This is a genomic window from Bacterioplanoides sp., from assembly GCF_965219715.1.
Taxonomy (GTDB): domain Bacteria; phylum Pseudomonadota; class Gammaproteobacteria; order Pseudomonadales; family Oceanobacteraceae; genus Bacterioplanoides.
Genome location: NZ_OZ244785.1, coordinates 2149557 through 2173696, shown reverse-complemented (window position 1 = coordinate 2173696; position 24140 = coordinate 2149557). Strand labels below are relative to the sequence as shown.

General features: G+C 48.2%; 21 protein-coding genes. 9 read left to right on the top strand and 12 right to left on the bottom strand.

The window, feature by feature from the left end:
* Nucleotides 1-81 precede the first annotated feature (81 nt).
* Nucleotides 82-963 (top strand): LysR family transcriptional regulator, encoded by an 882-nt coding sequence (locus tag ACOQOZ_RS10285; protein WP_420592183.1) that lies wholly within the window; start codon nucleotides 82-84, stop codon nucleotides 961-963.
* On the opposite strand, the gene ACOQOZ_RS10280 is transcribed toward ACOQOZ_RS10285, so the two are convergent.
* A complete protein-coding gene (locus ACOQOZ_RS10280) occupies nucleotides 960-1988 on the bottom strand; it encodes a helix-turn-helix transcriptional regulator (RefSeq protein ID WP_420592182.1) in 1029 nt (342 codons plus the stop codon). The two genes, ACOQOZ_RS10285 and ACOQOZ_RS10280, sit on opposite strands and share 4 nt — an antisense overlap.
* 222 nt (nucleotides 1989-2210) lie before the next feature.
* Here ACOQOZ_RS10280 and ACOQOZ_RS10275 point away from each other — a divergent pair, with 222 nt between their 5' ends.
* Together ACOQOZ_RS10275 and ACOQOZ_RS10270 are read left to right on the top strand one after the other, a co-directional pair.
* Nucleotides 2211-4322, top strand: a complete 2112-nt coding sequence (locus ACOQOZ_RS10275; RefSeq protein ID WP_420592181.1) for a TonB-dependent receptor plug domain-containing protein — start codon at nucleotides 2211-2213, stop codon at nucleotides 4320-4322.
* Nucleotides 4323-4354: 32 nt separating this feature from the next.
* Nucleotides 4355-5593: a hypothetical protein gene (locus tag ACOQOZ_RS10270; protein WP_420592180.1), complete on the top strand. Its 1239-nt coding sequence runs from the start codon at nucleotides 4355-4357 to the stop codon at nucleotides 5591-5593.
* A gap of 58 nt (nucleotides 5594-5651) precedes the next feature.
* Here the strand turns inward: ACOQOZ_RS10270 and katG are convergent, their stop codons facing one another.
* The 4 genes from katG to ACOQOZ_RS10250 form a co-directional block, all read right to left on the bottom strand.
* On the bottom strand, nucleotides 5652-7850 hold the full coding sequence (gene katG, locus ACOQOZ_RS10265; protein WP_420592179.1) for a catalase/peroxidase HPI: 2199 nt from the start codon (nucleotides 7848-7850) through the stop codon (nucleotides 5652-5654).
* Between the two features lie 106 nt (nucleotides 7851-7956).
* Nucleotides 7957-8496: a GNAT family N-acetyltransferase gene (locus ACOQOZ_RS10260; RefSeq protein ID WP_420592178.1), complete on the bottom strand. Its 540-nt coding sequence runs from the start codon at nucleotides 8494-8496 to the stop codon at nucleotides 7957-7959.
* Nucleotides 8497-8502: 6 nt separating this feature from the next.
* Nucleotides 8503-8934 (bottom strand): hypothetical protein, encoded by a 432-nt coding sequence (locus tag ACOQOZ_RS10255; protein WP_420592177.1) that lies wholly within the window; start codon nucleotides 8932-8934, stop codon nucleotides 8503-8505.
* Nucleotides 8931-10031 (bottom strand): AraC family transcriptional regulator ligand-binding domain-containing protein, encoded by a 1101-nt coding sequence (locus ACOQOZ_RS10250; RefSeq protein WP_420592176.1) that lies wholly within the window; start codon nucleotides 10029-10031, stop codon nucleotides 8931-8933. The genes ACOQOZ_RS10255 and ACOQOZ_RS10250 overlap by 4 nt, the downstream gene beginning before the upstream one ends.
* 131 nt (nucleotides 10032-10162) lie before the next feature.
* Here ACOQOZ_RS10250 and ACOQOZ_RS10245 point away from each other — a divergent pair, with 131 nt between their 5' ends.
* The gene (locus ACOQOZ_RS10245; protein WP_420592175.1) at nucleotides 10163-11716 is read left to right on the top strand and encodes a flavin-containing monooxygenase; all 1554 of its coding nucleotides are present in this window, start codon (nucleotides 10163-10165) and stop codon (nucleotides 11714-11716) included.
* A 76-nt stretch (nucleotides 11717-11792) separates the two neighbouring features.
* On the opposite strand, the gene ACOQOZ_RS10240 is transcribed toward ACOQOZ_RS10245, so the two are convergent.
* Nucleotides 11793-13286, bottom strand: coding sequence for an aldehyde dehydrogenase (locus ACOQOZ_RS10240; protein ID WP_420592174.1), 1494 nt, complete (start codon nucleotides 13284-13286; stop codon nucleotides 11793-11795).
* Nucleotides 13287-13364: 78 nt separating this feature from the next.
* Here ACOQOZ_RS10240 and ACOQOZ_RS10235 point away from each other — a divergent pair, with 78 nt between their 5' ends.
* Complete coding sequence (locus tag ACOQOZ_RS10235; protein ID WP_420592173.1) at nucleotides 13365-14009, top strand: glutathione S-transferase family protein; 645 nt, start codon at nucleotides 13365-13367, stop codon at nucleotides 14007-14009.
* 67 nt (nucleotides 14010-14076) lie between these two features.
* Here the strand turns inward: ACOQOZ_RS10235 and ACOQOZ_RS10230 are convergent, their stop codons facing one another.
* Nucleotides 14077-14472: a hypothetical protein gene (locus ACOQOZ_RS10230; protein WP_420592172.1), complete on the bottom strand. Its 396-nt coding sequence runs from the start codon at nucleotides 14470-14472 to the stop codon at nucleotides 14077-14079.
* A 259-nt stretch (nucleotides 14473-14731) separates the two neighbouring features.
* Here ACOQOZ_RS10230 and ACOQOZ_RS10225 point away from each other — a divergent pair, with 259 nt between their 5' ends.
* Nucleotides 14732-16228 (top strand): sigma-54 interaction domain-containing protein, encoded by a 1497-nt coding sequence (locus ACOQOZ_RS10225; RefSeq protein WP_420592171.1) that lies wholly within the window; start codon nucleotides 14732-14734, stop codon nucleotides 16226-16228.
* A gap of 59 nt (nucleotides 16229-16287) precedes the next feature.
* On the opposite strand, the gene ACOQOZ_RS10220 is transcribed toward ACOQOZ_RS10225, so the two are convergent.
* A complete protein-coding gene (locus ACOQOZ_RS10220; RefSeq protein ID WP_420592170.1) occupies nucleotides 16288-16707 on the bottom strand; it encodes a DUF1348 family protein in 420 nt (139 codons plus the stop codon).
* Between the two features lie 77 nt (nucleotides 16708-16784).
* Nucleotides 16785-17123 (bottom strand): hypothetical protein, encoded by a 339-nt coding sequence (locus ACOQOZ_RS10215; protein WP_420592169.1) that lies wholly within the window; start codon nucleotides 17121-17123, stop codon nucleotides 16785-16787.
* A gap of 398 nt (nucleotides 17124-17521) precedes the next feature.
* On the opposite strand from ACOQOZ_RS10215, the gene ACOQOZ_RS10210 reads away from it, so the two are divergent.
* The 3 genes from ACOQOZ_RS10210 to ACOQOZ_RS10200 all read left to right on the top strand — a co-directional run bounded on the left by ACOQOZ_RS10210 (nucleotide 17522) and on the right by ACOQOZ_RS10200 (nucleotide 20975).
* A complete protein-coding gene (locus ACOQOZ_RS10210; RefSeq protein ID WP_420592168.1) occupies nucleotides 17522-18148 on the top strand; it encodes a glutathione S-transferase family protein in 627 nt (208 codons plus the stop codon).
* Between the two features lie 162 nt (nucleotides 18149-18310).
* Nucleotides 18311-18700, top strand: a complete 390-nt coding sequence (locus tag ACOQOZ_RS10205) for an MAPEG family protein (RefSeq protein ID WP_420592167.1) — start codon at nucleotides 18311-18313, stop codon at nucleotides 18698-18700.
* A gap of 199 nt (nucleotides 18701-18899) precedes the next feature.
* Entirely contained in the window at nucleotides 18900-20975 is a 2076-nt protein-coding gene (locus tag ACOQOZ_RS10200; RefSeq protein WP_420592166.1) for a pyridoxamine 5'-phosphate oxidase family protein, read from the top strand.
* 58 nt (nucleotides 20976-21033) lie between these two features.
* On the opposite strand, the gene ACOQOZ_RS10195 is transcribed toward ACOQOZ_RS10200, so the two are convergent.
* From ACOQOZ_RS10195 to ACOQOZ_RS10185, 3 genes are all read right to left on the bottom strand, one after another.
* A complete protein-coding gene (locus tag ACOQOZ_RS10195; RefSeq protein ID WP_420592165.1) occupies nucleotides 21034-22134 on the bottom strand; it encodes an endonuclease in 1101 nt (366 codons plus the stop codon).
* A gap of 63 nt (nucleotides 22135-22197) precedes the next feature.
* Nucleotides 22198-22815 (bottom strand): uridine kinase, encoded by a 618-nt coding sequence (udk, locus tag ACOQOZ_RS10190; RefSeq protein WP_420592164.1) that lies wholly within the window; start codon nucleotides 22813-22815, stop codon nucleotides 22198-22200.
* Between the two features lie 62 nt (nucleotides 22816-22877).
* Nucleotides 22878-24125 carry a NupC/NupG family nucleoside CNT transporter gene (locus ACOQOZ_RS10185; RefSeq protein ID WP_420592163.1) on the bottom strand — a complete coding sequence of 416 codons (1248 nt, stop codon included), beginning with the start codon at nucleotides 24123-24125 and terminating at the stop codon, nucleotides 22878-22880.
* Nucleotides 24126-24140 lie beyond the last annotated feature (15 nt).

The following is a 24140-nucleotide window of genomic DNA, read 5'->3' as shown; positions in this document are numbered from 1 at the left end:
TTTTGCCCTGATGTGATAATGGGCTGAAATAGGATATATACTCACATAAATAGGATAATGACTTTGGCCTGAGGACGGATCATGATCTACAACGACCTGGCGCTGTTTACCACAGTGGCAAAACACCTGAGCTTCTCTGAAGCCGCCAAACAAACCGGCATTCCGCTCAGCCGGGTGAGTCGTCGGGTGCAGGAGCTGGAACAGCATCTGGGCGTCAAGCTACTGGAGCGTTCCACCCGGCGGGTGCGTTTAACGGAAGAGGGCAGGCGGTTGTTGGATCGTTGTCAGGATCCGGTGGAAGTGCTGCAGGAAATTGCCGGTTTTGCTGAAGATACCAAACATCAGACCATTCATATTACCGCCCCGGCGCTTGCGGCGCGTAAAACCATCGGGCCACATTTATTACATTATCTGAAGGATAATCCGAATATTTCCGTCAAGCTGACCACCAGTTACAGCAATCTGGATTTTTTCCGCGACAATATCGACTTTGCCTTTCGCGTTGGCCCGTTAGACGATTCGAATCTGGTGGCACGAAAACTATGGGACGTGGAATATTGCTTTTGTGCCAGTCAGGATTTTATTAAGGCTCATAAAATCAAAGGCAAAGTACCGCTGCCAACCTTTATTGAATTACCTGCCATTGTTTCCCGTCAGCCGTGGTTACTGCAGGGCAATGAAAACACAAAGCATGGCGAAAAATTAAAACTCAGCAATATTGTTCATGAAATTGATGAACCGGAATTAATCCGTGATGCAGCGGCTTTGGGCCTCGGGATCGCTATGTTGCCCAAAGATATGATGGCTGCAGAAGGTGGAAAACCTGCACTGGTGGAAATCAAATTAAAACAAGCGGAAGTGTTATCGCGGGAAATGTATGCGGTGTATCCGAGCAAACGATTATTGCCTGCCCGGGTAAGAAACCTGATCGAATTTATGGCAGGGAAAAATCCGCATGGTTAATCTGGCAAATAAATCCGCAGTTGTTCACGCATTTGCCCCGGAGTTTTATTAAAGCAACGTTTAAAGGTCGCAATAAAATGGCTGACGTTATTGTAACCCGCCTGATCCGCCACTTCTGCGACCGACATATCACCGGTTTTTAACGCTTCACAGGCTCGCTCCATCCGGTGCTCTGTCAGGGTTTGCAGTACGGTTTTATCAAACAGTACTTTAAATCCCTTCTTTAACTTGTCCTGGTTAATACCACATTGACGCGCCAGTTGCGGAATGGTCGGTGGGTTTTTCGGGTTCTCCAACAGAATACGTCGGGCGTACAGCAGAATCTCTTTTTCCTGCTGACTGATATGCGGAGTTATGCGCTGTTTGTCCTGGCTGAGACTCTCCAGTACCGACAATAACAATTGCTCGGAATGGCTGCGAAAAGCCATCTCTCCCAGCTTACCTTTAAACGAGTTATTTCGGATCTGCTGAAACAATTGCTGTTGTCGGGAATTGATATGAACTTCCCTGAGCATTCCACTGCCTTTATGGCTGCGGATGTTATCGGCAATATCTTCACGTTCCAGGTCGATAAAATAATCGGCTAATAATGCCCTTGGAAAGCAAAAAGAAAAGGCATGAACTTTTGCATGTTCGCCGACGTCGGCACGGAAATTATCCCCCTGGGCTGAACGGCCGAGATAAATTTTTCCCCGACTCTGGTTCATCGCCTGTTTGTCTTGCGACTGAAAGTGGATGTCGTCACCCAGATTCATACTGATAAAACACAGGTCGTTAAAAGCATGCTCCGCAATCTGGGTGTTGCGGTTAAAGCTGAAGTTTTGTTCGGAGATCAGCAGTTGTTCGTGTTGCCACAGGTTTATCGAACCCTGGCCTAGCTCGGGTGAGATGGAAATATGGCTGCTGGCACCTGCACTGGCTTGTTGTTCAATCTCAACAAATTGCCGGTGAAAGGTTTCTGACAGCTGGTCAATGGCCTGTTGAGACTGCTCAACAAGATCGTCGCTGGATAACTGGTAAGCCATGAAGTCCCCGGGGTACTACAGAGTACAAACTACAAATAACAAAGGCTGAACAACAGAACATCAATAATAAAATCCGACACACAGGCTTCGGATTCCGGTATTTATTCTTCCGATATTGTTACTGTATAACATTATCACCATGCTACCTTCTTGGCCAGAAATGATAGCGGTTCGTATTTGTAACGCGAACGCTCTGGTACTGGCGAAACTAATAGGTGTGTTGTGGTTCGATTGGCTGGTTCAACGCTTGGGGTGCTTTCTTTATGGGTTGCGCTTTCTCCTGCGGCGTATGCGGAGAAAGAAAGCGAAGTGGAAATGCAGGTCATGGAGGTGGTTGCAGAAGAAAGTGACATCCGCTTTGAAGACTCGCCTTTCCCGGTATCAGTGATTGATGCTGCACGCTTCCATGGCCGCAGTATCAGTCTTAACGATGTGTTGCGTCAGGCAGCCGGTGTCCGAGTTAATCAGGAAGGTGGGCTGGGCAGTCGCTCAACGGTTTCCATTCATGGCCTTGAAGGCAAACGGGTACGTATCTTTATCGACGGTGATCCGCTGAATTCTCCCGACGGTTCCTTTGGTATCAACGATATCCCGATTCAGCTGATCGAACGTATCGAGATCTACAAAGGCATTGTTCCGGTGCGCTTCGGCGGTGATGCTCTGGGCGGCGCAATTAATGTGGTTACGCGCAGTTTTGATGGCGACTGGGTCGACCTGGGGGCAACGGTCGGATCGTATAACACCCAGCGGTTAAGCGCTTTGGTTACCAAAGAGCTGGAAGAACAGAACATCGAAATAGGCGCGGGTGGTTTCTTTAACCATTCCGATAACAACTACCGTATGGATGTTCCGGGTCAGCGTGGCTTAACCGTTACCCGTGAAAACGATGCCTTCACTTCGTATGTGGTGGCGGTTTCGGCGAAGGCGAAAAAGCGTTACTTCGATGAAGTTGAGCTGGAATTAGTGACGTACCGGGCTGAAAAAGAAATTCAGGGAGTAGAGTACCGGATTAATAAAGCCCACACTGAAAGCGAGGCGCAGGTTGCTAACCTCAGCTTCGATAAAAGTAACTTCCTGCTTGATGGCCTGACACTGGATTATGGTATTGGCCACTTTACCATCAATAATTATTTTATTGATAAAGCCACCGAATGTTACGACTTTGCCAATAATTCCATTCGTTGTCCGGGCCAGGGTGGCCGTGGTGAGGTTGGAGATTATCCGCGGGATTCGGATGATGAACTCATCGAATTACGTCAGGATCTGGATTTACGTTATCAGTTTAATCGCGAGCATGTTGTTACACTGCACCTGAACCACAGAACGTCAGACTTCGAACCAACCGATAAGCTGGGTATTGAAACCAGTGCCTTACCATCGGAATTAATCACACAAGTGTTATCGCTGGGCTACGAAGCTGCCTTCTTTGATGATCGTCTGGTGACCGATGTGGGCGTCAAGCGCTATTCCTACAATTACAAAATTACCGGTACCGAGCGCAATATTGGTGGCGAACGTGAGCGTAATAAAAACTCAGAAGACTTTGATGGTCATTATCTTTCTCTGCGTTTTTCGCCGTTAAGCGGACTCTACTTTAAAACTGCTTACGAAAAAGCCTTTCGCTTACCAACTACGGAAGAAGCCTTTGGCAACGGTGTCAGTATTGTTGCCTCGCCGGATATTAAACCGGAGAAAGCCGATAATTATTACACCGGTGTGTATTTCGAGCGTAACGACTTTGCCGGTCTGAACTGGCTTAAGCTGGAAGCCAATCTGTTTGAACGCGACGTGCGCGATATGATGAAGTTGCAGAGTGCCGGTGTCAGTAAATCGGTATACGTTAACCTGGGCGAAATTAATGTGAAAGGCTTCGAGCTGGAGGCAAAGACTGACCTGAACAATCAATGGTATTTGTACGCTTCTTATACCCGGCAGGAGCAAAAAGACCAGCAACGTTATGCCACCGGAACCCTGTCGTCGCCTAACCCAACCTTCGGCAAAGATGTCCCTAATGTCGCTAAGCAATACGCCAGCGCCGGACTTGAATATAAATATTACGGCTTATGGCAACCAGATTCGGTATTAAAGCTGTTCTGGGAAACCAACTGGTTTGATGAATTTGCTCATAAGTGGGAGCTAACCCGCAATCAGAATCGCAAAGTAAAAGCACAAACAGAACATGCGACGGGCTTTTTATATTCCTTCCACAACGATCAGATGCATATCGGTTTTGATATTCGCAATCTGACCGACGAAAAATTAAACGATATTTATAACATGCCACTACCAGGTCGTAGTTATAACCTGACGGTACGCTACAGCTGGTTTGAATAACTCTGACACAATGTTTCGGGAGAAGACCTGTCGTGTTAAATAACAATAAGCGGCTATTATCGGCCGCACCTTATTTATTATTAACTTCAATGTTCCTGACGGGTTGCGGTAGCGACTCGGATAACAATTCCACTACCAATAACCCGGATAACACAGCGGCTAACCGTAACGTTAATGCCATGATGATTAATCGGGTCGATAATGAAACCGGGTTTCTGGTGGCGGTTGATACCAACAACGATAAGGACATCAGCAATACCAATGGTATTGAGTTGGCTGGGCCAGGCTCTGGCTTATTCAGCCATAACAAGAAGATTTATCTGACTGAAGGGCGTGACGGCGATAAGGTTTACCAGTATCGCTACGAAAATAATCAGTTTATAAAAGAAAATGAATTGTTTACCGGAGCCAATGTGCGCCCGGGATCGATGACGTTTGTAAATAACGATAAAGCTTATCTGACAACCTACCAGACCGGTGAGTTACTGGCTCTGAACCTGAAAGATCTGACGATTACCAAGCGTATTGATCTGAGCAGCTATGCATTAGGTGATAACGATAAAAACCCGGAACCTTCCGGTGGTGTTATGCGTGATGGCAAGTTGTATCTGGCGCTGTCGCAAATCGATAATTTTTCCAGCTACAACTGTCAGGGTGGAGCGTCACTGTTAATTATTGATGCCACAACCGATCAGGTTGAGCATCATTTACAGGATAACCGTACCTGTTCCAGCGGCATTCTGGAGCCGAATAAAGGACTGATTCTGCATAGTTCCGGCGATATTTATGTACCAAACCCGGCGGGCTATGGTTATTACGGCCATAAGTCTGGCTACCTGCGTATTAAAGCCGGTGCAACTGAGTTTGATCCGGATTATTTCTTTTCGATTTCAGACCTGACGATTGACGGTGTACCGGGAAAATCAGCCAGCTATCCTTACAAAAGCCTGTTCGACAGCAATAGTAACTTGTTGTACGTCAATCTGTTTATTCCGGGTTTAACCAGCAACCCACCGGATTACGTCAATGATAAAAACTACGTATTGTTTAAAGCGGATCTGGCCAATAAAACACTGACTAAAATCGACATCCCCAACACCGCAGGTTGGTCTGCCGATATGATTATGCAGGACGGTAAAATACTGGCAGGGCGACTGGCCACTTCAGGGCAGGGGCTATTCTGGTACGACCCGGGTTCCGGCACCAATGTTGCTGATCAGTCTCCGGCGATTACTAGTCAGGGCAGTCCGTTTGCAATCGTGAATTATTGACAAAAAAAAATACGGCTGCAGGATTAGCACCTCCAGCCGTGTTGCCACCGCTACGGTTTTATTTCAGATCAAACCGGTCTGCATTCATCACTTTGACCCAGGCTTTAACAAAGTCAGCAACAAACTTTTGTTGGTTGTCGTCTTGTGCATAAACCTCAGCGTAAGAACGCAAAATCGAATTAGAACCAAACACCAGATCGACCCGGGTGGCCGTCCATTTAGTCGCACCGGAATCACGCTCAACCATGTTGTAAGAATTACGGCCAGTCGGCTCCCAGCGATAGGACATATCGGTCAAGTTCACGAAGAAGTCATTGGTTAATACGCCAACCCGATCGGTAAACACGCCGTGTGTTGTGCCGCCGTGGTTGGTGCCCAGTACCCGCATACCGCCGATTAATGCCGTCATTTCTGGTGCCGACAATCCCAGTAACTGAGCGCGATCCAGCAACATTTCTTCCGGCATGACCGCGTAGTGCTCTTTTTGCCAGTTACGGAAACCATCATGAACCGGCTCCAGTGGCGCAAAGGATTCCGCATCAGTTTGTTCATCGCTGGCATCCCCACGGCCTGCTGCAAACGGCACTTCAATGTTCACTCCGGCGTCTTTTGCGGCTTTCTCGATGGCGGCGCTGCCAGCAAGCACAATTAAATCCGCCAGGCTGACGTCGATATTGCTGCTGACCCGAATGCCTTCCAATACCGCCAATACTTTTTGCAGGCGTTGTGGTTCATTACCGGCCCAGTCTTTTTGTGGTGCCAGGCGAATACGGGCGCCGTTAGCACCACCCCGGAAGTCGGAACCACGGAAGGTACGGGCACTGTCCCAGGCCGTTGAAACTAACTCGGCAACGGTTAAATCACTGGCGAGAATCTGAGCTTTTAATTCCGCAATATCACTGGCGGTTAAATTTTTATTACCCGCCGGAACCGGGTCTTGCCAGATTAATTCTTCAGCCGGTACGTCGGCACCCAAATAACGCGAAACCGGGCCCATATCGCGGTGAGTTAATTTAAACCAGGCACGGGCAAAGACGTCTTCGAAATAAGCCTGATCATCACGGAAGCGCTCGGAAATTTTGCGGTATTCCGGATCAATTTTTAACGCCATATCGGCGTCCGTCATCATTGGCATACAGCGAACGGATGGGTCTTCAACATCGACCGGCTTGTCTTCGTCGCTAATATTCACCGGTTGCCATTGATGTGATCCGGCCGGGCTTTTGGTCAGCTCCCAGTCGTATTTAAACAGCAACTCAAAATAACCGTTATCCCACTGAGTTGGATTACTGGTCCAGGCGCCTTCGATACCGCTGGTGACGGTGTCGCGACCAATCCCACGGGTTTTATGGTTTATCCAGCCGAAGCCCTGCTCGTGAATATCTGCACCTTCTGGTTCGGCACCGAGGTTCGCGGCATCACCATTACCGTGGGCTTTACCGACCGTGTGGCCGCCCGCGGTTAAGGCAACAGTTTCTTCATCGTTCATCGCCATACGTGCGAACGTGGTGCGCATATCCTGAGCGGTTTTCAGCGGGTCCGGGTTGCCATCAACACCTTCCGGGTTTACATAAATTAAACCCATCATGACCGCGGCTAATGGATTTTCTAAACCATTTTCACTGCGGTCTTCACCCGCGTAACGTGTGCCTTCTCCACCACTTTCCTGCAACCAGTTTTTCTCGGAACCCCAATAGGTGTCTTTTTCCGGATGCCAGATATCTTCCCGGCCACCGGCAAAACCAAAGGTTTTAAAGCCCATGGATTCGTACGCCATATTGCCGGCCAGAATCATCAGGTCGGCCCAGGAAATGGCGTTGCCGTATTTCTTTTTAATTGGCCATAACAGGCGACGGGCTTTATCCAGATTGCCGTTATCCGGCCAGCTGTTCAGCGGCGCAAAACGTTGGTTGCCGGTGTTGGCACCACCACGGCCATCGGCCACCCGATAAGAGCCGGCAGCGTGCCAGGCCATACGAATAAACAAACCACCATAATGACCCCAGTCGGCAGGCCACCAGTTCTGGCTGCTGGTCATCAGGTCTTTCAGGTCGGTTTTCAGGGCTTCGAGATAGAGCTTGCTGAAGGCCTCGGCGTAGTCAAAATCGTCGCCGAGCGGATTGGTCTTACGATCGTGCTGATGCAGGATGTCGAGGTTTAAGGCGTTGGGCCACCAGGCGGTGTTGCTGGCTGAAGTGGATGTGTTTGCGCCGTGCATTACTGGGCATTGTCCGCCGGAACTGTTTTGATGTGCCATAGTTTGGCTCCTCCAGAGCTGCCATGAATGATTACCTCTTTCATGCTAGCCCGATCGTTTGGAAAAGCTGTTTGATTCTATGGATGGGTCTGATAGTCAGCAGTTATTAGCCTTCAGCTTCTTCTGAATCGTCTGATGAAAACTGATGATGGTTTTGTTCCGAGCCTTCCGTTATCTGTGACAATTCAGGTTGTGATTTCTTCATTAATACCCAGCTATTATTAATGCCGGTTTCAGCATACCCGTGTTTAATAAAAAATTGTCTGGCGGGGTTAAATTCCAGAGTCATAAGTTCTGATTGAGTGTATCCATGCTGCTGAATCTGCTTCTCCAGTTTCAACAATAGCTGGTGTGCAACCTTCTGATTTCTGAACTCCGGAACTACATAAATACTGAATATATGTGGTAGCTGGTTCAGTATGCTCCAGTAGCCATAGCCGACCAGAGTATTACTGGTTTCAGCGATAAGCATATTCGCCAGGTTATCTTGTAGCAGGCTGAAGTTCTTATCTTTGGCCTGGGCCCATCTTTGATAATTCTCCGGCTCCAGTTCACGGATATAACTGGCTTCAAACTCATACACTTTATGAAGGTCAGTCTTGAGTGCTTTTCGGAACGAAATGTTAGGGTTAATGCCAGTCATCATCGGAGCCTAAATAGCTTGATTAAAACTAATAATCGCATCATCCAGGATCATTAACGCTCTGGATTCTACCTCGCAGGGCTTATCTGAATCGTCTGCAACCAGACCTTCTCCAACATAACCAAACTGAATATGCAGGTGATTTTCTTCTGCCACAATCAACTTATTTAACGCTTTAATATATTGTTCGCGGCTGGTGTTGTTCGACCAGGTTTTACCGAACTGATACCAGGGTTCACCTTCATAAGCGGCTTTTACAACCAGTGGGCTGCAGTTCTGCAGCTCAGAAATAATTTCGTTCTGTTTGTTTTCTAGTTTAATGGTGGCAGCTTCACCAATTACCTGAATAAAGGTAACTTCGGCCTGCCATGTTACGCCACCCGCTAACGACGGTAGGCAATACAGAGCCAGTAATAAAGCAGAGAATTTTTTAGTTATCATATTGATTCAACTTGTTGAGATAAATTTTTGCGAAACACACTGGGAGAAACGCCGTTACAGCGTTTAAACGCATGACTGAAATTAGCGGTATCGCTGTAGCCCAGCCGCTCTGCAACCTGCTCCAGCGAGAAGGGTTGTTTTAAATATTCTTCTGCCAATCCCATGCGCACTTCGTCCATTACCCGGCGCCAGCTGGAACCTTCGGCTTTTAATTGTCGGTGCAGAGTGCGGGAGGTGCGTGCCATCGCTGCTGCGACTTGTTCCATATTGGTGGTCAGACCGTGCTTGAGAATCTGATCGCGTACCTGTTGGGTAATAATTCCCTTTTTATGTGTAGGCTGCTGACCTGTTTGCTGCTGGTCTGGCTGTTGTTTCTGATCCAGTAATTGAGCGCATTGTTGTTCACACAGACGGGCGGTGATGGCGTTGGCTTTTGGCAGCGGTTGGTCGAGTAATTCGGCCAGCCCGGAAAAGGCGTAGCGTCCGGCATTAAAGCGGTATGCAACACCGGATTGTTGCAGCAGTTGTGCTTGGATGGAAGTGGCAAACCCCTCTGGCTCCGGCATATCCAGTTCAATTAATACCGGTTGTTCGGCAACTGGCATCTGTTGTGGAAACAGCTCACGCATAATCACCAGAATGGCCCAGGTGTCGCGGCAGGCGAGTAATTTTCCTGCCTCTCCGGGCACGGCACAGCGGACTTCGATTCCGGCAGTGCCACCGTGTTGTGGATCTTCGATTAAGACCACATCGGAAAAGATATAAGTCAGCGCCAGGTAACGCTGACCAAAGGTGATGGCTTTACGCAGGGTGCTGCTGGCCATCAGTGCATAACCAAACAGGCCGTAGCTGGTGAGTTGATAACACAGACCCAGCTCCATACCGGCGATATAAGGATCGTCGATATGCTGCAGCAGGTTGCTGATCACCTGCAGTTCCTGCTGCTCATCGATGTGCAGATCGGCTTCGCCCTGACCACCTTGTTGTACCTGTTCGCTGGTCAGGCCAGTCGCGCTCAGCAGAGCTTCCGGGTTGATACCCCGGGCGCTGGCGTAGTCGCAAATGATCTGCACGCTGGTGATTGAACGTTGTGGCATAGGCGCAATATCGATGTCTGAAAATCACAAAATTACGTCCGATTGCCTTATGGTGCAAGGGCTACTCAGGCCAGTATTCTGTAACCATTGATAAAACGAGAATAAGAAGCCTGAGGCTACAGGGTATAAATATGTTGGATACAACGACGTTAGATATCGACGCGATTAAGAAAAAACGTAACCCATCGGTGGTGATTATTGGTGCGGGTATGACCGGTATTCTGATGGTGATTAAGTTGCGTGAAGCCGGGATTACCAACATCACCATTCTGGAAAAGACCCATAATATTGGTGGCACATGGCGCGAGAATACTTATCCTGGCGTGGCCTGTGATGTGCCGTCGCACATGTACACCTATTCGTTTGAGCCAAACCCTGAGTGGTCTAACTTTTTCGCCAAAGGCCCGGAAATTCAGCAGTATTTTGAACGGGTCGCACGTAAATACGGTGTGATGGATATTGTCCGTTTTAACGAGGCAGTAACCGATGCCCGTTTTAAAGAGGGCAAATGGCAGGTTAAAACCAGCAAAGGTGCGGAACTGGAATCTGACTTTTTAATTGCTGCCACCGGTATTCTGCATCACCCGGCGTATCCGGATATTGAAGGGCTGGATTCGTTTAAAGGTGAGATGTTCCACACCGCACGCTGGAATCACGATGCCGATATTGCTCCGGGTAAAAAAGTCGGTGTAATTGGTACCGGCTCAACCGCCGCCCAGTTTATTCCTGAGTTGGTTAAAACCGGTGCCGATGTAAACGTCTTTATGCGTACACCTCAGTGGTTACTGCCCATTCCGGATTTCACCATCTCGGAAAAAACCAAACAACGAATGAAGAAGCGTCCGTGGCTGGCGCGTGCATCGCGCAGCTTAAGTATTGCCTTACTGGAGCACTTTTTTACCAAGGCGGTTACCGGCCATAAAATCCAGCGCTGGTTATTGGAAACGGCCTGTAAGCTGAATATTCGTTTCAGCATTAAAGATCCGGAACTGCGTAAAAAACTAACACCGGATTATAAGGTGGGCTGTAAACGCGTCATCATTAACAAAACCTTTTATAACGGCATTCAGCAGCCGAATGCGCATCTGATTACCGAAGGCATTGTACGTATTACTGAAAAAGGCATTGTTACCAAAGACGCGAATGGCAACGAGCAAGAACACGAACTGGATGTGTTGGTGTTATCCACCGGTTTTAATCCGTTTAACTTTATGCGGCCGATGAACATGATTGGGCGTGAAGAATTACATATCGACGACGCCTGGTCAGAGCGGATTAAAGCCTACCGCTCGTTGATGTTGCCGAATTATCCGAATTTCTTCCTGATGTTAGGACCGAATACTCCGATTGGCAATTTCTCCGTGATTGCCATGAGTGAGGTGCAAACTAACTGGGTGATTAAACTGATGGATCGTTGGCGGGATGGTGAATACGACGAAGTTGAAGCGCCCTGGGAATCGGTGAATAAGTTTAATGCCTACGTGAAAAAAGGTTTGGAAGGCACTGCCTGGGTCGGCGGCTGTCAGAGCTGGTATCTGGATGCCGATGGCGATCCGATTTTATGGCCTTACACCTGGCAGCGCTGGGTGGATGAAATGGAGCAGCCTAAAATGGAAGATTTAATTACGGCGAAGTTTAAGCCGCTGGCCAGCCGTAAAGAGAAAACAGCAGAAGCTGTGATTTGATAGCAGTTATTGATGGATAAAAATAAAGCCCGTTTATTATCATAAGCGGGCTTTATTGGTTTATGGCAGCAGGAAGTTAGTCCGACAGGTCGACCCAAACTGTTTTATATTCGACGTATTTATCCAGTGCATGAATGGATTTATCGCGGCCAAACCCGGATTGCTTAAAACCACCAACAGGAGAAGAAATATCGCCATGGTCATGGCAGTTCACCCAGATCACACCGGCTTTAACTTCTCGCGCTACCCGTTCCATTAATTTCATATTATTGGTCCACACGGCACTGCCTAAACCATAAATGGTGGAATTTGCCACGCTAATGGCCTGGTCAACATCGTCGACCGGAATTACCGATAACACCGGGCCAAAAATTTCTTCCCGTGCGATGCTCATTTCAGCATTCACCTGATCAAAAATAGTGGGCTGAACAAAGCAGCTGTCTGCCTGATGCTGGCCACCGGCCAATAACTGCGCGCCTTCTTTTTCGCCTTGTTCTATATATTGCACCACTCGCTGGCTGTGATTACGGTCAACCAGGCAAGCCATTTCTGTTGCCGGGTCCAGCGGATCTCCAACCACCAGTTTCCCGGTTAACGCCCGGACTTTTTCCATTAATGGCTGATGCACACTGCGCTCAACAATTAAACGCGAACCGGCATTACAGATTTGTCCGGAATTTCCGAAAGCACCCAGAACAACCGCAGCTGCAGCTTTATCCAGATCCGGGCAATCAGCCAGAACAATATTCGGCGTTTTACCACCACATTCGAGCGACACTCGTTTTAAATTCGATTGCCCGGCGTATTGCATATACAAACCGCCGACCCGGGTTGAACCGGTAAAGGCCAGGGCATCCACATCCATATGTAAGCCAAGCGCTTTACCTGCCTGCTCACCCAGGCCGGTTAAAACATTTAATACGCCAGCAGGGATACCCGCCTGATACGCCAGCTCGACCATACGAATGGTCGCCAGTGACGATTGCTCGGCGGGTTTCAGAATCACTGAGTTGCCCATCGCCAGTGCCGGTGCGGCTTTCCAGCAGGCAATCATCACCGGGTAATTCCACGGCACTACGGCGGCCACGACACCGACCGGAACACGGTGGATACGGGTTAAAGCATTGGGCGCGGTGGGAGCAATTTCGTCGTATTGTTTGTCGGCCAGTTCAGCAAACCAGCGAATACAATCGATGGCGCCGGGGATATTCATCTGGCTGCTGTCGGAGATGGTCATGCCCATTTCCAGACTTTCCAGCAGTGCCAGTTCATCCGCGTGTTGTTCTAATAAGTCGGCCCAGGCCAGCATTAAACGTTTGCGTTGTTTCGCTGGTAACTGGCTCCAGACGCCAGCTTCAAAAGCGTTACGGGCAGACTGTACGGCGACATCAGTATCCTGATGGTCACAGGCGCTGATATGCGCTAACACCTGGCCATCGCGCGGGGAAATGGCCGCAAATGTGTTACCACTGACACTGTGGTAGGCCTTACCATCGATAAAAGCGTGTTCGGGAACCTTCAATTGTTGTGATAATTCTTGCCAATCGTTGAAACTGTGTCGCGGATTCATAGTCTACTCTGGTACAAATTCTAATTTTTAGTTTCGATCGTTGCATAATCGAAACCTTTCCAACCAATAAGGATGAGTATGGAACTCTTTTCTCTGCCCGTCAGCACCTATAGCGCCAAAGTACGTATCGCGCTGGGGCTTAAGCAACTCGACTGTACGATTTCGCCACCACCGGGCGGCTACAGCACCGATGAATATATGAAACTGGTGCCCCTGGGCACCATTCCGGCACTGCGTGTTGATGATCAGTACTTCTCTGAGTCTGATGTCATCATGGAGTTCCTTGAAGATGCGTATCCACAAGTATCCTTATTAACTGATGACGCACTGAAGCGGGTACAGCATCGTTTCCTGGCGCGTTATCACGATATCTGGCTGGAGCCTCATTTACGTCGCACTTTTGCCCACGTTGATCCGGCAACCCGCGATCAGCAGGAGCTGGATGAGCACCTGAATAAGTTTGAAGAACGTCTGCAAAAGCTCGATACCTTATTTAAGGCTGGACCTTTTATGGTGGGAGATAGCATTGGTTATGCCGATTGTGCTTTCCCGGCGACCATTGAACTGGCGGATATTTTACTGCCGGTGTTTGGCCGTGAATTAAAGCTGGGGCCAAATATGAGCCGCTGGCGCGAAGCGGTATTGGCCAATCCGGTGGTAAAAGCGGTTACCGATGAAAGCCGTCAGGCGACGCTGGACTGGATGAATGCGGGTGGCGGTTAACGCCGGGTCGCAACAATGTGCCGGTGATTCAGCACCGGCACAAAACCTGATATTGATGTATTAACGTCTACATCCAAACCCGGCGCATCCACACCGGTGGTCGCTGTTCACTGACTTTGGCGGCATTACGCACATGTCCTTCGTAGGACACCGCCTTCAATTTCCCCTCATCGATAAACTGTTGTGATGGCAAAGGTTGCTGTGGCTGTTGCAGCTGCGTTGCCTCGTTGATATACGATTTCTGTGCTTCCTGTTTGGTGGTTGCTTGCTGGCTGTTTTGCATCATCGCGGTACCTAACATCAGCAGGCCAACAATCAACAAAAAGATCGATATAAACCGCTCTGACTGACGATAGTGACCACACTCCTGGCTGCAGCGATGACTGAATCCGTTGCTGCGGCATTCCTGATGATGTTGTTGCTGAAGTTGATACTGCTGACAAAGCTCTGCCTGATAATCCATTTTTTGTCCCTCACGATAAATCGGCATTAATCCTGCTCATAACTGTTTGAGTATTTAGCGAACCTCGTGCCAAGGTTTTTAAATCGTTTAAAAACAAGGGCTTAGCTCTTAAAGTGGAATCAGTTACGAAATATCGTTAGTTAGGTGAATACGAAATACCGTAAACTCACGACAATTCGTAAATGTCAGCAATGGGAGTGCAGTGCTTATGGCGAGCAGCGAGGATAAATCAGCAGCCAACATCTGGGGAACAGACAGCATGAATATACACACGGATATGTCGCGATTGCAGGACTTTAACGAGTTATTACTGAATGCGGTTGGAGATGGCATTTATGGCTTTGACTGCGACGGTTGTGTGACCTTTTCCAACCCGGCGGCCAAACGTTTAACCGGCTGGAAAGAAGAAGACCTGCGTGGTCAGAACAGCCACGACCTGATGCACCACAGCCATCCGGATGGCAGTCATTATCATAAAGAAGATTGTCCGATTTACGCCGCCGCCCGAACCGGAGAGGTGACCAAGGTGACCGATGAGGTGTTCTGGCGCAAAGACGGCAGCAGCTTCCCGGTGGAATACGTCAGCACCCCTCTGATTGAAAAAGACGAATCCGGTAACGATAAAATTGTCGGTGCCGTGGTGGTGTTTCGTGATATTACCGAACGGGTGATTGCCCAGCAGGAACTGGATCAGGCGCATCAGCATGTTTTATTGCTTCAGGAAAAGCTGAAAGCCGAAAACCTCTATCTGCAGCAGGAAATTAAAAGCGCACATAACTTTTCGGAAATTATCGGTAATCACAAATGTTTAATTAAAGCGCTGGTGGAAGTGGAGCAGGTTGCTCCAACGGATGCGACGGTATTAATTAAAGGTGAAAGCGGAACCGGTAAAGAACTGATTGCCCACGCCATTCATGATCGCAGCCCACGTCAGGGGCGGCCAATGATTAAAGTAAACTGCGCTGCAATTCCGGAAAATCTGGTTGAAAGTGAATTATTTGGTCACGAGAAAGGTGCCTTCACTGGCGCGGTAAAAACCCGTCAGGGTCGTTTTGAATTGGCCAATGGCGGCACTCTATTTCTTGATGAGGTGGCGGAGTTACCACTGGAAACCCAAACCAAGCTATTGCGGGTATTACAGGAAAAAGAATTTGAGCGGGTCGGCGGCTCAGAAGTGATTAAAGCCGATGTGCGTATCATTGCTGCCAGTCATCGCGATTTACAGCAGCTGGTTGATGAGGGGAAATTCCGTATCGATTTATATTACCGCCTGAATGTATTTCCGCTGTTTCTGCCACCTTTGCGCGATCGTTCGGAAGATATTCCATTGCTGGTGGATAAATTTGTCAGTCGTGCCAATGAGCGTTTTGCGCGAAATCTGGAAGGTGTCAGTGAATCCAGTATGGAGCGATTAGTTAAGTACGCCTGGCCAGGTAATATTCGTGAATTACAGAATGTTATTGATCGTGCGGTGATTTTATCCAAAGGACGTCTGCTGGAAGTGCCGCCGGGTTTATTGCCGGAAAATGTCCACTTCGAAGTTACCCCGCGTGATGGTGAAGGTGGGTCAGCACAGGTTGTGCGTGAAGAAGACCTGCGACCATTACAGGAAGTGGAAACGGAACATATCGAACGTGTGGTACGTGCCTGTAATGGCAAAATCTCCGGCGATAATGGTGCTGCAATGAAACTGGCGATGCATCCGAATACATTACGTTCCCGCATGGCTAAGCTGGGCATTAAAACCCGCTTATAGCTGGCAATAAAAAAGCCGCCTCAGATGAGGCGGCCCGTGATAACTTCTGACCAGGGAGGTTAAGTCAGAAGCCGATCACTCGGGTCGATTCTGACGTCATTAATGGACGCTTCACGGCGCTCCATTAAACCATCATCATCAAATTGCCACAGCTCATTGCCGTATGAGCGATACCACTGTCCCTGTTCATCGTGCCATTCGTATTGAAATTTCACCGCAATACGGTGGGAATCAAAACACCAGAGTTCTTTGCGCAGTTTATAGTCAATTTCCCGCTGCCATTTATCAGTAAGGAAATCGATAATTTCGCTGCGACCCGTTATAAACTGATCGCGATTACGCCACTGCGAATCTTTGGTATAGGCCTGAGCAACTCGGGCCGGATCCTTAGTATTCCAGGCATCTTCTGCTGCCTGGACTTTTACCCGGGCACTTTGCTCGGTAAAAGGAGGTAATGGGGGTCTTTGCTCGTTAGCCATATTGGTCTCCGGAAATAAAACGAACAGGGCAGTGGTTGTTAAAACTGCCCCAATGAGAAATCAGGGTTAGCCAGCTATCAGCGAACATCGACGTCGTACCAGGGAGTTGGATTAATCGGGCAGCGATAACGAAATCCGTTTTTGCCAATGGTGACGGTTGTTGAGCGGGTTTCGCCAACTTCCAGTGGAAACATATCCAGCTGTTTATGGGTTTTCTGATCCTGTAGCTGGAAGCCAACAACTTTGCCGGCTTTATTGGTAACAACAAAGGTGTATTCACCCGCTGGCAGGCTGGCCAGGGTTTCCTTTGCGGCAAAGTAGCCATTGTATTCATCCAGATGAATCACTCTTGGTGCTGCAGCGCTTAATGCAGAAAACAGCAGGCTGGCTAAAATAAACACGAATTTTAATTTCATCGTTCTTCCTCATTGAAAGAGTAAATAAAGTTATCGGTATATTAGCTTTTGCGAAATATATGCCATGTTCAATTCTCCGGATAAAAAATGTAATCGAATCGTTCCGACTCTGAAAAAACGGTATTTTTTCAACAGATTTGTACGACGACACCATATGTCGTAAATATCACGATATTTAGTCAAATCAGAGAATTGGAACAATGGCTCGTTTTTACGATATTTCGGTGAGTGACGGTAATTCGTGTCCGTATTTCGTTTTTTATCGGGGTAATAAAGAAGGGCGTGATAAAAAATGAAAAAATAATAATTTTTCTATGAGTTGGCACAGCTATAGCAATGGATGGTTTATTCGTAAAAAACGAATTTAAAAATCAACTATTATACTCAGGGAGGGGCTTATGTCTGAGCTCGTATTGTATCGTCACCCTTTATCCGGTCATTCTCACCGCGCAGAACTGATGTTATCACTGCTGGGGCTGGATGCTGAAATTATCGATGTGGATCTGAAAGCCGGTGCCCATAAACAGCCGGAATTTTTACAAAAAAATGCATTTGGCCAGGTTCCGGTATTAACGGATGGTGACGTTATTATTGCTGATTCAAATGCCATCCTTTTTTACCTCGTCAGTCAATATGATGCTGAAGGCTCCTGGTTACCAACCGATCTGGTACAGGCAGCAGAGGTGCAGCGCTATTTATCGGTGGCTGCAGGCCCGGTCGCTAATGGCCCGGCGGCAGCACGTTTAATTAATGTATTTGGCGCGGCTCTGGATCATCAGCGTGCTAAAGATATTGCCAACGGCTTATTCAATGTTCTGGAGCAGCGTTTAACTGCCGCCGAGTGGTTGGTGGGTGATCATGCCACCATCGCTGATGTTGCTAATTACGCTTATATCGCCCATGCCCCGGAGGGTGATATTTCTCTGGCTGAGTACCCGGCGATCTCGGCATGGCTGGAGCGTATTGAGTCGTTACCTGGCTTTATCCCTATGGTAACCACACCGGTTGGTTTGTTAGCCGGTTGAGAGTCTCGCGCTGGCTCTGGGGATCACTGTAGTAGCACAACCGATGCTCAGGTCTGTTTAGCCAGTGGGATTTTATTCTGAATTAAAACACATTAACGCCCGGTTTCAGGCTGATATCGAATATCTGGCCGGGTTTTTTACACCTTGTTGGAGGTAATTAACATGACTGCTGAAATGACTGTTCTGGCTTATATCGGAATTTTTGCTCTGATCCTGACGTTAATTCAGGGCACCCGAAATGTACTGGTTTTAGGTTTACCTGCAGCGGCTGGTAATCAACACGATATTGATCCGTGGACCGGTTGGAATGATCGTCTTAACCGGGCGATCCGGAATTTAATTGAAGCGATTATTATCTTTGCACCCGTTGCGGTTGCTGTGCAGTTGTCTGGGTTAAATAACGACAGCAGTGCCACCGGAGCCTATATTTTTTTGATTGCCCGAATCGCACACGCCATTGTCTATGTTGCTGGTATTCCTTATGTACGTACTACTGCCTGGTTTGCCGGAGTTGTAGGGATTCTGATGTTGGCCTCGCCATTATTGGGTTAATGCTGGCGAATTATCTTTCCGTCGTTCGCCTTCCTTCCTCCAGATACTGAAGGCGACCTGTCCTTGGCCGGCTGCAAAGCCGGCCCTTTTTATTCGCTTATTTAAAACCGACTCTTTTTATTCACCCATTTCAAACCGTTATTGAAAATCGCTTATTTAATATCGGCTGAGCATTATCAGATTATAAAGGAGAGACCGTATGTCTTCGTCAGCAGAGATCACAGGTTTACGTCCGGATGATTCACCGTTTCATCCGGGTGAACAGGAAATACAGGAGAAACTGGGTGTGCGGCAGCAGCTGGAAAACTTTGGCAGGCGGGTTATCCGCGATTTTATGCCACAGCAACACCGCGATTTTTATCAGAACCTGCCTTATATTTTTGCCGGTTATGTCGATGACGAAGGTTGGCCCTGGGCCAGTATCTTATGTGGCAGACCTGGATTTATTCAGTCACCTGACGAAAAGAAACTGACCATTCATGCTGAACCACTGGCGGGAGATTTAATCGCCAGAGAACTAAAACCCGGCAGTCGCATCGGTTTTGTCGGTGTCGAATTGCACAGTCGTCGCCGCAATCGTTTGTCGGCGACCGTCAGTCAGCTGAATAATCAGACCATTGAGGTTGATGTGGATCAGGCCTTTGGTAACTGCCCACAATATATTCAGACCCGACGTATCGACTGGCTGGATGATCTGACCGAACAACCGGCGCCATCGTCAAACCAAGCACTGAGTGAACTGGATGACAGTGCGATTGAACTTATTCAGGAAACCGACACCTTTTTTGTTTCCAGTTATTTTGCCGGGGATCAGGCGCGCCAGGGTGTTGATATCTCTCATCGCGGTGGCAAGCCGGGGTTTGTCCGGGTAGATAATAATCGCGAGTTAACCATACCCGATTACGCCGGTAATTTTCATTTTAATACCTTTGGCAATTTTGCCGTAAACCCAAAAGCCGGGTTGCTTATTCCTGATTTTAACAGTGGTGATTTACTGATGTTAACCGGAGAAGCTGAGGTGTTATGGCACAGTGAAGAGACGCAGTTTTTTGCCGGTGCTGAGCGATTGTGGAAGTTCAGGCTGCACAAAGGATTTCGTTTACGCCAGGTATTACCTTTTCGTTTTCACTTTGAAGAATATTCGCCTAATACTTTAATTACCGGCAGCTGGTCTGAAGCTTACGCCAGACAGCAGGCCAGTCATGCGAAAGACAACTGGCTGGGAGTCTCCATTGAGCGGATCGAACAGGAAAGTGAGCAGGTTAAATCATTGTATTTACGCCAGCCGGATCACGGAGTTGCGCCGTTTAAAGCCGGTCAGTATCTAACGTTAAAAGCAGAAATACAGGGCAAGGCTCATATTCGTAATTACACCGTCTCCAGTGCTCCGGAAGATGGTTTATACCGTATCAGTGTTAAGCGGGAACAGCAGGGTGTTATGTCCGGTTATCTGCATCGGTTAAACGTGTTGGATAAACTCGAAATCCGCCAGCCCGCGGGCAATTTTTATATCGATGCCAGTGACGAACGTCCGGCGATATTATTAGCCGCAGGTATTGGTATTACGCCTATGGTGGCAATGGTGCGTCATGTATTAAACGAAGCATTACGTACCCGTTCGATGCGACCTCTGGTATTAATTGCCAGCGCTAAACACCTGCAGCAGCGCAGTTTTGTTGCAGAGCTGAATCAGCTGCAACAGGCATCTTCCGGATTGTTATCGGTATATTGGGTGTTGTCGAATGGCGAAGGCGCGCGTCCCGGGCAGGATTATCACCACCTTGGGCGTATCAATCGCAAATTATTGCAGGCGGTATTACCGCTGGATAATTATCAGTGTTTTATTTGTGGCCCGTCGGGCTTTATGCAGGATATGTATGATTTATTGCGCTCTTTAGGAATTAACGATGACCATATCGAAGCCGAGGCATTCGGGCCTGCGTCGTTGCAGCGTGATAATAACAACACCACAGAGGAGGATGAATCTGCAGAGATTGCTGAACAGGCCGTTGTGGAATTCAGCCAGTCTCAGGTCGTGCAGAACTGGACAGCAGAATCAGGCACATTACTGGAGTTTGCTGAAGCTCACGGTTTGCAGACTGAGTTCAGCTGTCGCAGTGGCCGTTGTGGCGCTTGTAAAACGCGGTTAATCAGCGGGGAGGTGGTTCATCAGGGGGCGGAAATCACCCTGGCGGAGGACGAAGTATTAATGTGTTGTGCTAAGCCAAGAATGGCCGGAGCTGACCAGTTGGCAGAGATCCGATTGGATCTCTGATAGGCAGGCGTTTGCTGTGCTGCAATGTGTGAATAAATTGCAGCACAGTAAAATCGGGTTATTCTCCCCAGATCTCACTAACCCACTGTGGGTTATCAACAAACGGATTGCGGTTACCCTGATATTCAAATGCCGCCTGGTTACGGTCCTGCTCTTTTTTGCTTACCGGATCCAGTTTATGCCACTGTTTCAGCAGGGTAAGCTGCCAGTTATCAAACACCTGATCTGATGTGCCGTTTAATACGTTATCCGCATTACCATTGCCCTGCCAGTTGGCAATCTGGCTTTCATAACGAGTAGCGATGTAAAAATAGGCACGCGCCAGATCACCTTTAAACTCATCAATTGGCTCAAATACCACACCGTTATATTGGGCACCACTCTCGTTGCCTAAGCGTGAACCATTGCGCGACGTCCAGCTGGCAGAGCTGACGTTGCCGTAAGGGTTATTGCTGCGGCGACCATTGACGTAACCATCGGTGGCAAACAGGTGATGAACATCAGAGCGCATCGGATAACCTTTGTTAAACCAGCTTTGTGGAAAAGCATGCTCACGGTTATAACAGTCATCTTCACCACGATAATTACCACACTGATTGGTAGCGGCGGTAAAATTGTATGGATCTGCCGCTGACGGATTTTCTGAATAAATATCCAGAATTGTGCCGTCATTTTCGAAATAACGGTCACGGTCATTGGCGTTAAAAAATACCCAGTTATAACCACGGTCGTTATGGCCGTTGCTAACAATAGCGCTTAACGCGGTTTTCAGTGCATAACCGGTTTTGCCGATCGCATTGGCATAATACTGCGACTGATTAACGGACTTGTCCGGAGTGCTGCCGTTGTCAGGAGTACTGCCGTTATCAGGAGTGCCACCGTTATCCGGAGTACCGCCGTTATCCGGAGTACTGCCGTTATCAGGAGTACTGCCGTTATCAGGAGTACTGCCGTTATCCGGAGTACCGCCGTTGTCCGGAGTACCGCCGTTATCCGGTACCGGAGCTGGCGTTTTATCTTCTTCCTTGTCTGGTGTGGTGTTATCACGATCAGGAAGTTTTACACCATTGCCGGTGGTAGAACTGTCAGAACCACCACCTCCGCCACAAGCGCTCAGTGTCAGAACCAGAATGGATAATGTCAGTAATTTAAAATTCATAAGACCACCGAAAAGCCTGGGTTGATAAAACAGAACAACAATTTTTCTCTGTTAAAAACCGAATCAAACCATGGATTTTAATTTGGTTTCGATCAGGTCGATGGCAATTTTGTTTTTGCCACCACGAGGCACAATGATGTCTGCATATTCCATCGTTGGGCGGATAAAGTTGTGGTAACCCGGCCGCACTGTGCGCTCATACTGTTCAAAAATGGACTCCAGCGTACGGTTACGTTCAACCATATCGCGCTGGATGCGACGCATTAAGCAGATATCCAGTGGAGCATCGACAAAGATCTTCAAATCCATCGTGTCGCGTAGCTGCTCGTGGGTGAACAGCATGATGCCCTCAACCACAATAATTGGCGTTGGATTAACTTTGACCTTGTCCTGACTACGGGTGTGAATCGTAAAGTCATAAGTTGGGGCTTCGATAGAACGACCACTTTTTAACATCTCCAGATGACGATGTAATAAATCGTGATCCGTTGATAATGGATGGTCGTAGTTGGTGAATTCCCTTTCTTCAATACTCAAATGTGATTGATCGTGATAATAACTGTCTTCACAGATCAGTTGAATTTGTTCACTTGGCAGACATTCCTGAATTGTTTTTGCCAGTGAGGTTTTGCCGGATGCAGATGCACCGGCAATACCAACAAGAAGAGGGGACTTTGACATAGTGCCGCCGTTTTAAAAAAATAGAAAATGCCGGCTTAATCCAGGATTAAGCCGAAAGAAAATTACATCGCCAGGTTAGCGAACATGCCAGCGATGGTTGCACTCATCAGATTAGCGAGTGTACCGGCAGCAACAGCTTTTAAGCCCAGGCTGGCAATTTCCTGGCGACGGTTAGGAGCCATTGTTCCTAAACCGCCCAGTAAAATTGCGATAGAAGATAAGTTGGCAAAACCACATAAAGCAAAGGTTGCAATAACCTGGCTGCCCGGTGACAAACCATCTTTGATGTTAATAAATTCGGCATAGGCAACGAATTCATTAAGAATCAGTTTTTGGCCAATTAAAGAACCTACGGCAGAAATTTCTGTGCCGGGAACACCAATTACCCAGGCCAGTGGAGCGAATAAGTATCCCAGGATTTCCTGAATGGTCAGACCTTCGGCGCCGAACCAGCCGGCAACACCACCCAACATACCGTTTAACAACGCAATCAGGCTGATAAACGCGATTAACATACCACCAATATTCGCCGCCAGTTTGAGGCCATCGGCTGCACCGGTGGCCGCAGCATCAATCGCATTAGCCGGTTTATCCTGTGGTGCAATCTCTTCGACTTCACCTGCCTGTGCGGTTTTTTCCGTTTCGGGAATAATAATTTTCGCCATCAGAATACCACCAGGTGCAGACATAAAGCTGGCGGCGATCAGGTATTTCAGTTCAACGCCCATGGCGGTATAACCCGCCATCACAGAACCGGCAATGGAGGCCAGGCCGCCAACCATAACGGCAAATAATTCCGAACGGGTCATGCGTGAAATATAAGGGCGAACCACTAATGGTGCTTCTGTTTGACCAACAAAAATATTGGAAGTTGCCGACAACGACTCTGCCGGGCTGGTGCCCAATAATTTGCGTAAACCACCACCCAGCACTTTCACCACCATTTGCATAACACCGTAGTGGTATAACACGGCTACCAGAGCGGAGAAAAACACCACGATAGGCAACACTTTAAAGGCAAATACAAAACCTTTATCGGGAAATACTTCATGCATTTTATCGGTGGCCAGACCACCAAACATAAATACCATGCCATCCTGAGCATAATTGATGACGCTGGCGATGGCAGAGGTCAAAGAGTTGAGTACAGCTTGACCGGCAGGGATATAAAGCACCAGGGCGGCAAAAACGATCTGGGTAGTCAGCGCCAGACCAACCAGTCTCAGGTTGATCGACTTCTTCTTCTCAGATAGTAAGAACGCCAGGCTTAGCAAAACCAGCATTCCAATTAAGCTTATTACCAGGCTCATACGGTGCTCCAGGGG

Bases quoted from the DNA above. Each gene is read 5' to 3' on its own strand.
- ACOQOZ_RS10285 (WP_420592183.1), top strand. From the start codon at position 82: ATGATCTACAACGACCTGGCGCTGTTTACCACAGTGGCAAAACACCTG.
- ACOQOZ_RS10280 (WP_420592182.1), bottom strand. From the start codon at position 1,988: ATGGCTTACCAGTTATCCAGCGACGATCTTGTTGAGCAGTCTCAACAG.
- ACOQOZ_RS10205 (WP_420592167.1), top strand. From the start codon at position 18,311: ATGACTGCTGAAATGACTGTTCTGGCTTATATCGGAATTTTTGCTCTG.
- ACOQOZ_RS10215 (WP_420592169.1), bottom strand. From the start codon at position 17,123: ATGAAATTAAAATTCGTGTTTATTTTAGCCAGCCTGCTGTTTTCTGCA.
- ACOQOZ_RS10235 (WP_420592173.1), top strand. From the start codon at position 13,365: ATGGAACTCTTTTCTCTGCCCGTCAGCACCTATAGCGCCAAAGTACGT.
- ACOQOZ_RS10260 (WP_420592178.1), bottom strand. From the start codon at position 8,496: ATGATGACTGGCATTAACCCTAACATTTCGTTCCGAAAAGCACTCAAG.
- ACOQOZ_RS10225 (WP_420592171.1), top strand. From the start codon at position 14,732: ATGAATATACACACGGATATGTCGCGATTGCAGGACTTTAACGAGTTA.
- ACOQOZ_RS10210 (WP_420592168.1), top strand. From the start codon at position 17,522: ATGTCTGAGCTCGTATTGTATCGTCACCCTTTATCCGGTCATTCTCAC.
- ACOQOZ_RS10255 (WP_420592177.1), bottom strand. From the start codon at position 8,934: ATGATAACTAAAAAATTCTCTGCTTTATTACTGGCTCTGTATTGCCTA.
- ACOQOZ_RS10185 (WP_420592163.1), bottom strand. From the start codon at position 24,125: ATGAGCCTGGTAATAAGCTTAATTGGAATGCTGGTTTTGCTAAGCCTG.
- ACOQOZ_RS10220 (WP_420592170.1), bottom strand. From the start codon at position 16,707: ATGGCTAACGAGCAAAGACCCCCATTACCTCCTTTTACCGAGCAAAGT.
- ACOQOZ_RS10195 (WP_420592165.1), bottom strand. From the start codon at position 22,134: ATGAATTTTAAATTACTGACATTATCCATTCTGGTTCTGACACTGAGC.
- ACOQOZ_RS10230 (WP_420592172.1), bottom strand. From the start codon at position 14,472: ATGGATTATCAGGCAGAGCTTTGTCAGCAGTATCAACTTCAGCAACAA.
- ACOQOZ_RS10200 (WP_420592166.1), top strand. From the start codon at position 18,900: ATGTCTTCGTCAGCAGAGATCACAGGTTTACGTCCGGATGATTCACCG.
- udk (WP_420592164.1), bottom strand. From the start codon at position 22,815: ATGTCAAAGTCCCCTCTTCTTGTTGGTATTGCCGGTGCATCTGCATCC.
- ACOQOZ_RS10240 (WP_420592174.1), bottom strand. From the start codon at position 13,286: ATGAATCCGCGACACAGTTTCAACGATTGGCAAGAATTATCACAACAA.
- katG (WP_420592179.1), bottom strand. From the start codon at position 7,850: ATGGCACATCAAAACAGTTCCGGCGGACAATGCCCAGTAATGCACGGC.
- ACOQOZ_RS10250 (WP_420592176.1), bottom strand. From the start codon at position 10,031: ATGCCACAACGTTCAATCACCAGCGTGCAGATCATTTGCGACTACGCC.
- ACOQOZ_RS10245 (WP_420592175.1), top strand. From the start codon at position 10,163: ATGTTGGATACAACGACGTTAGATATCGACGCGATTAAGAAAAAACGT.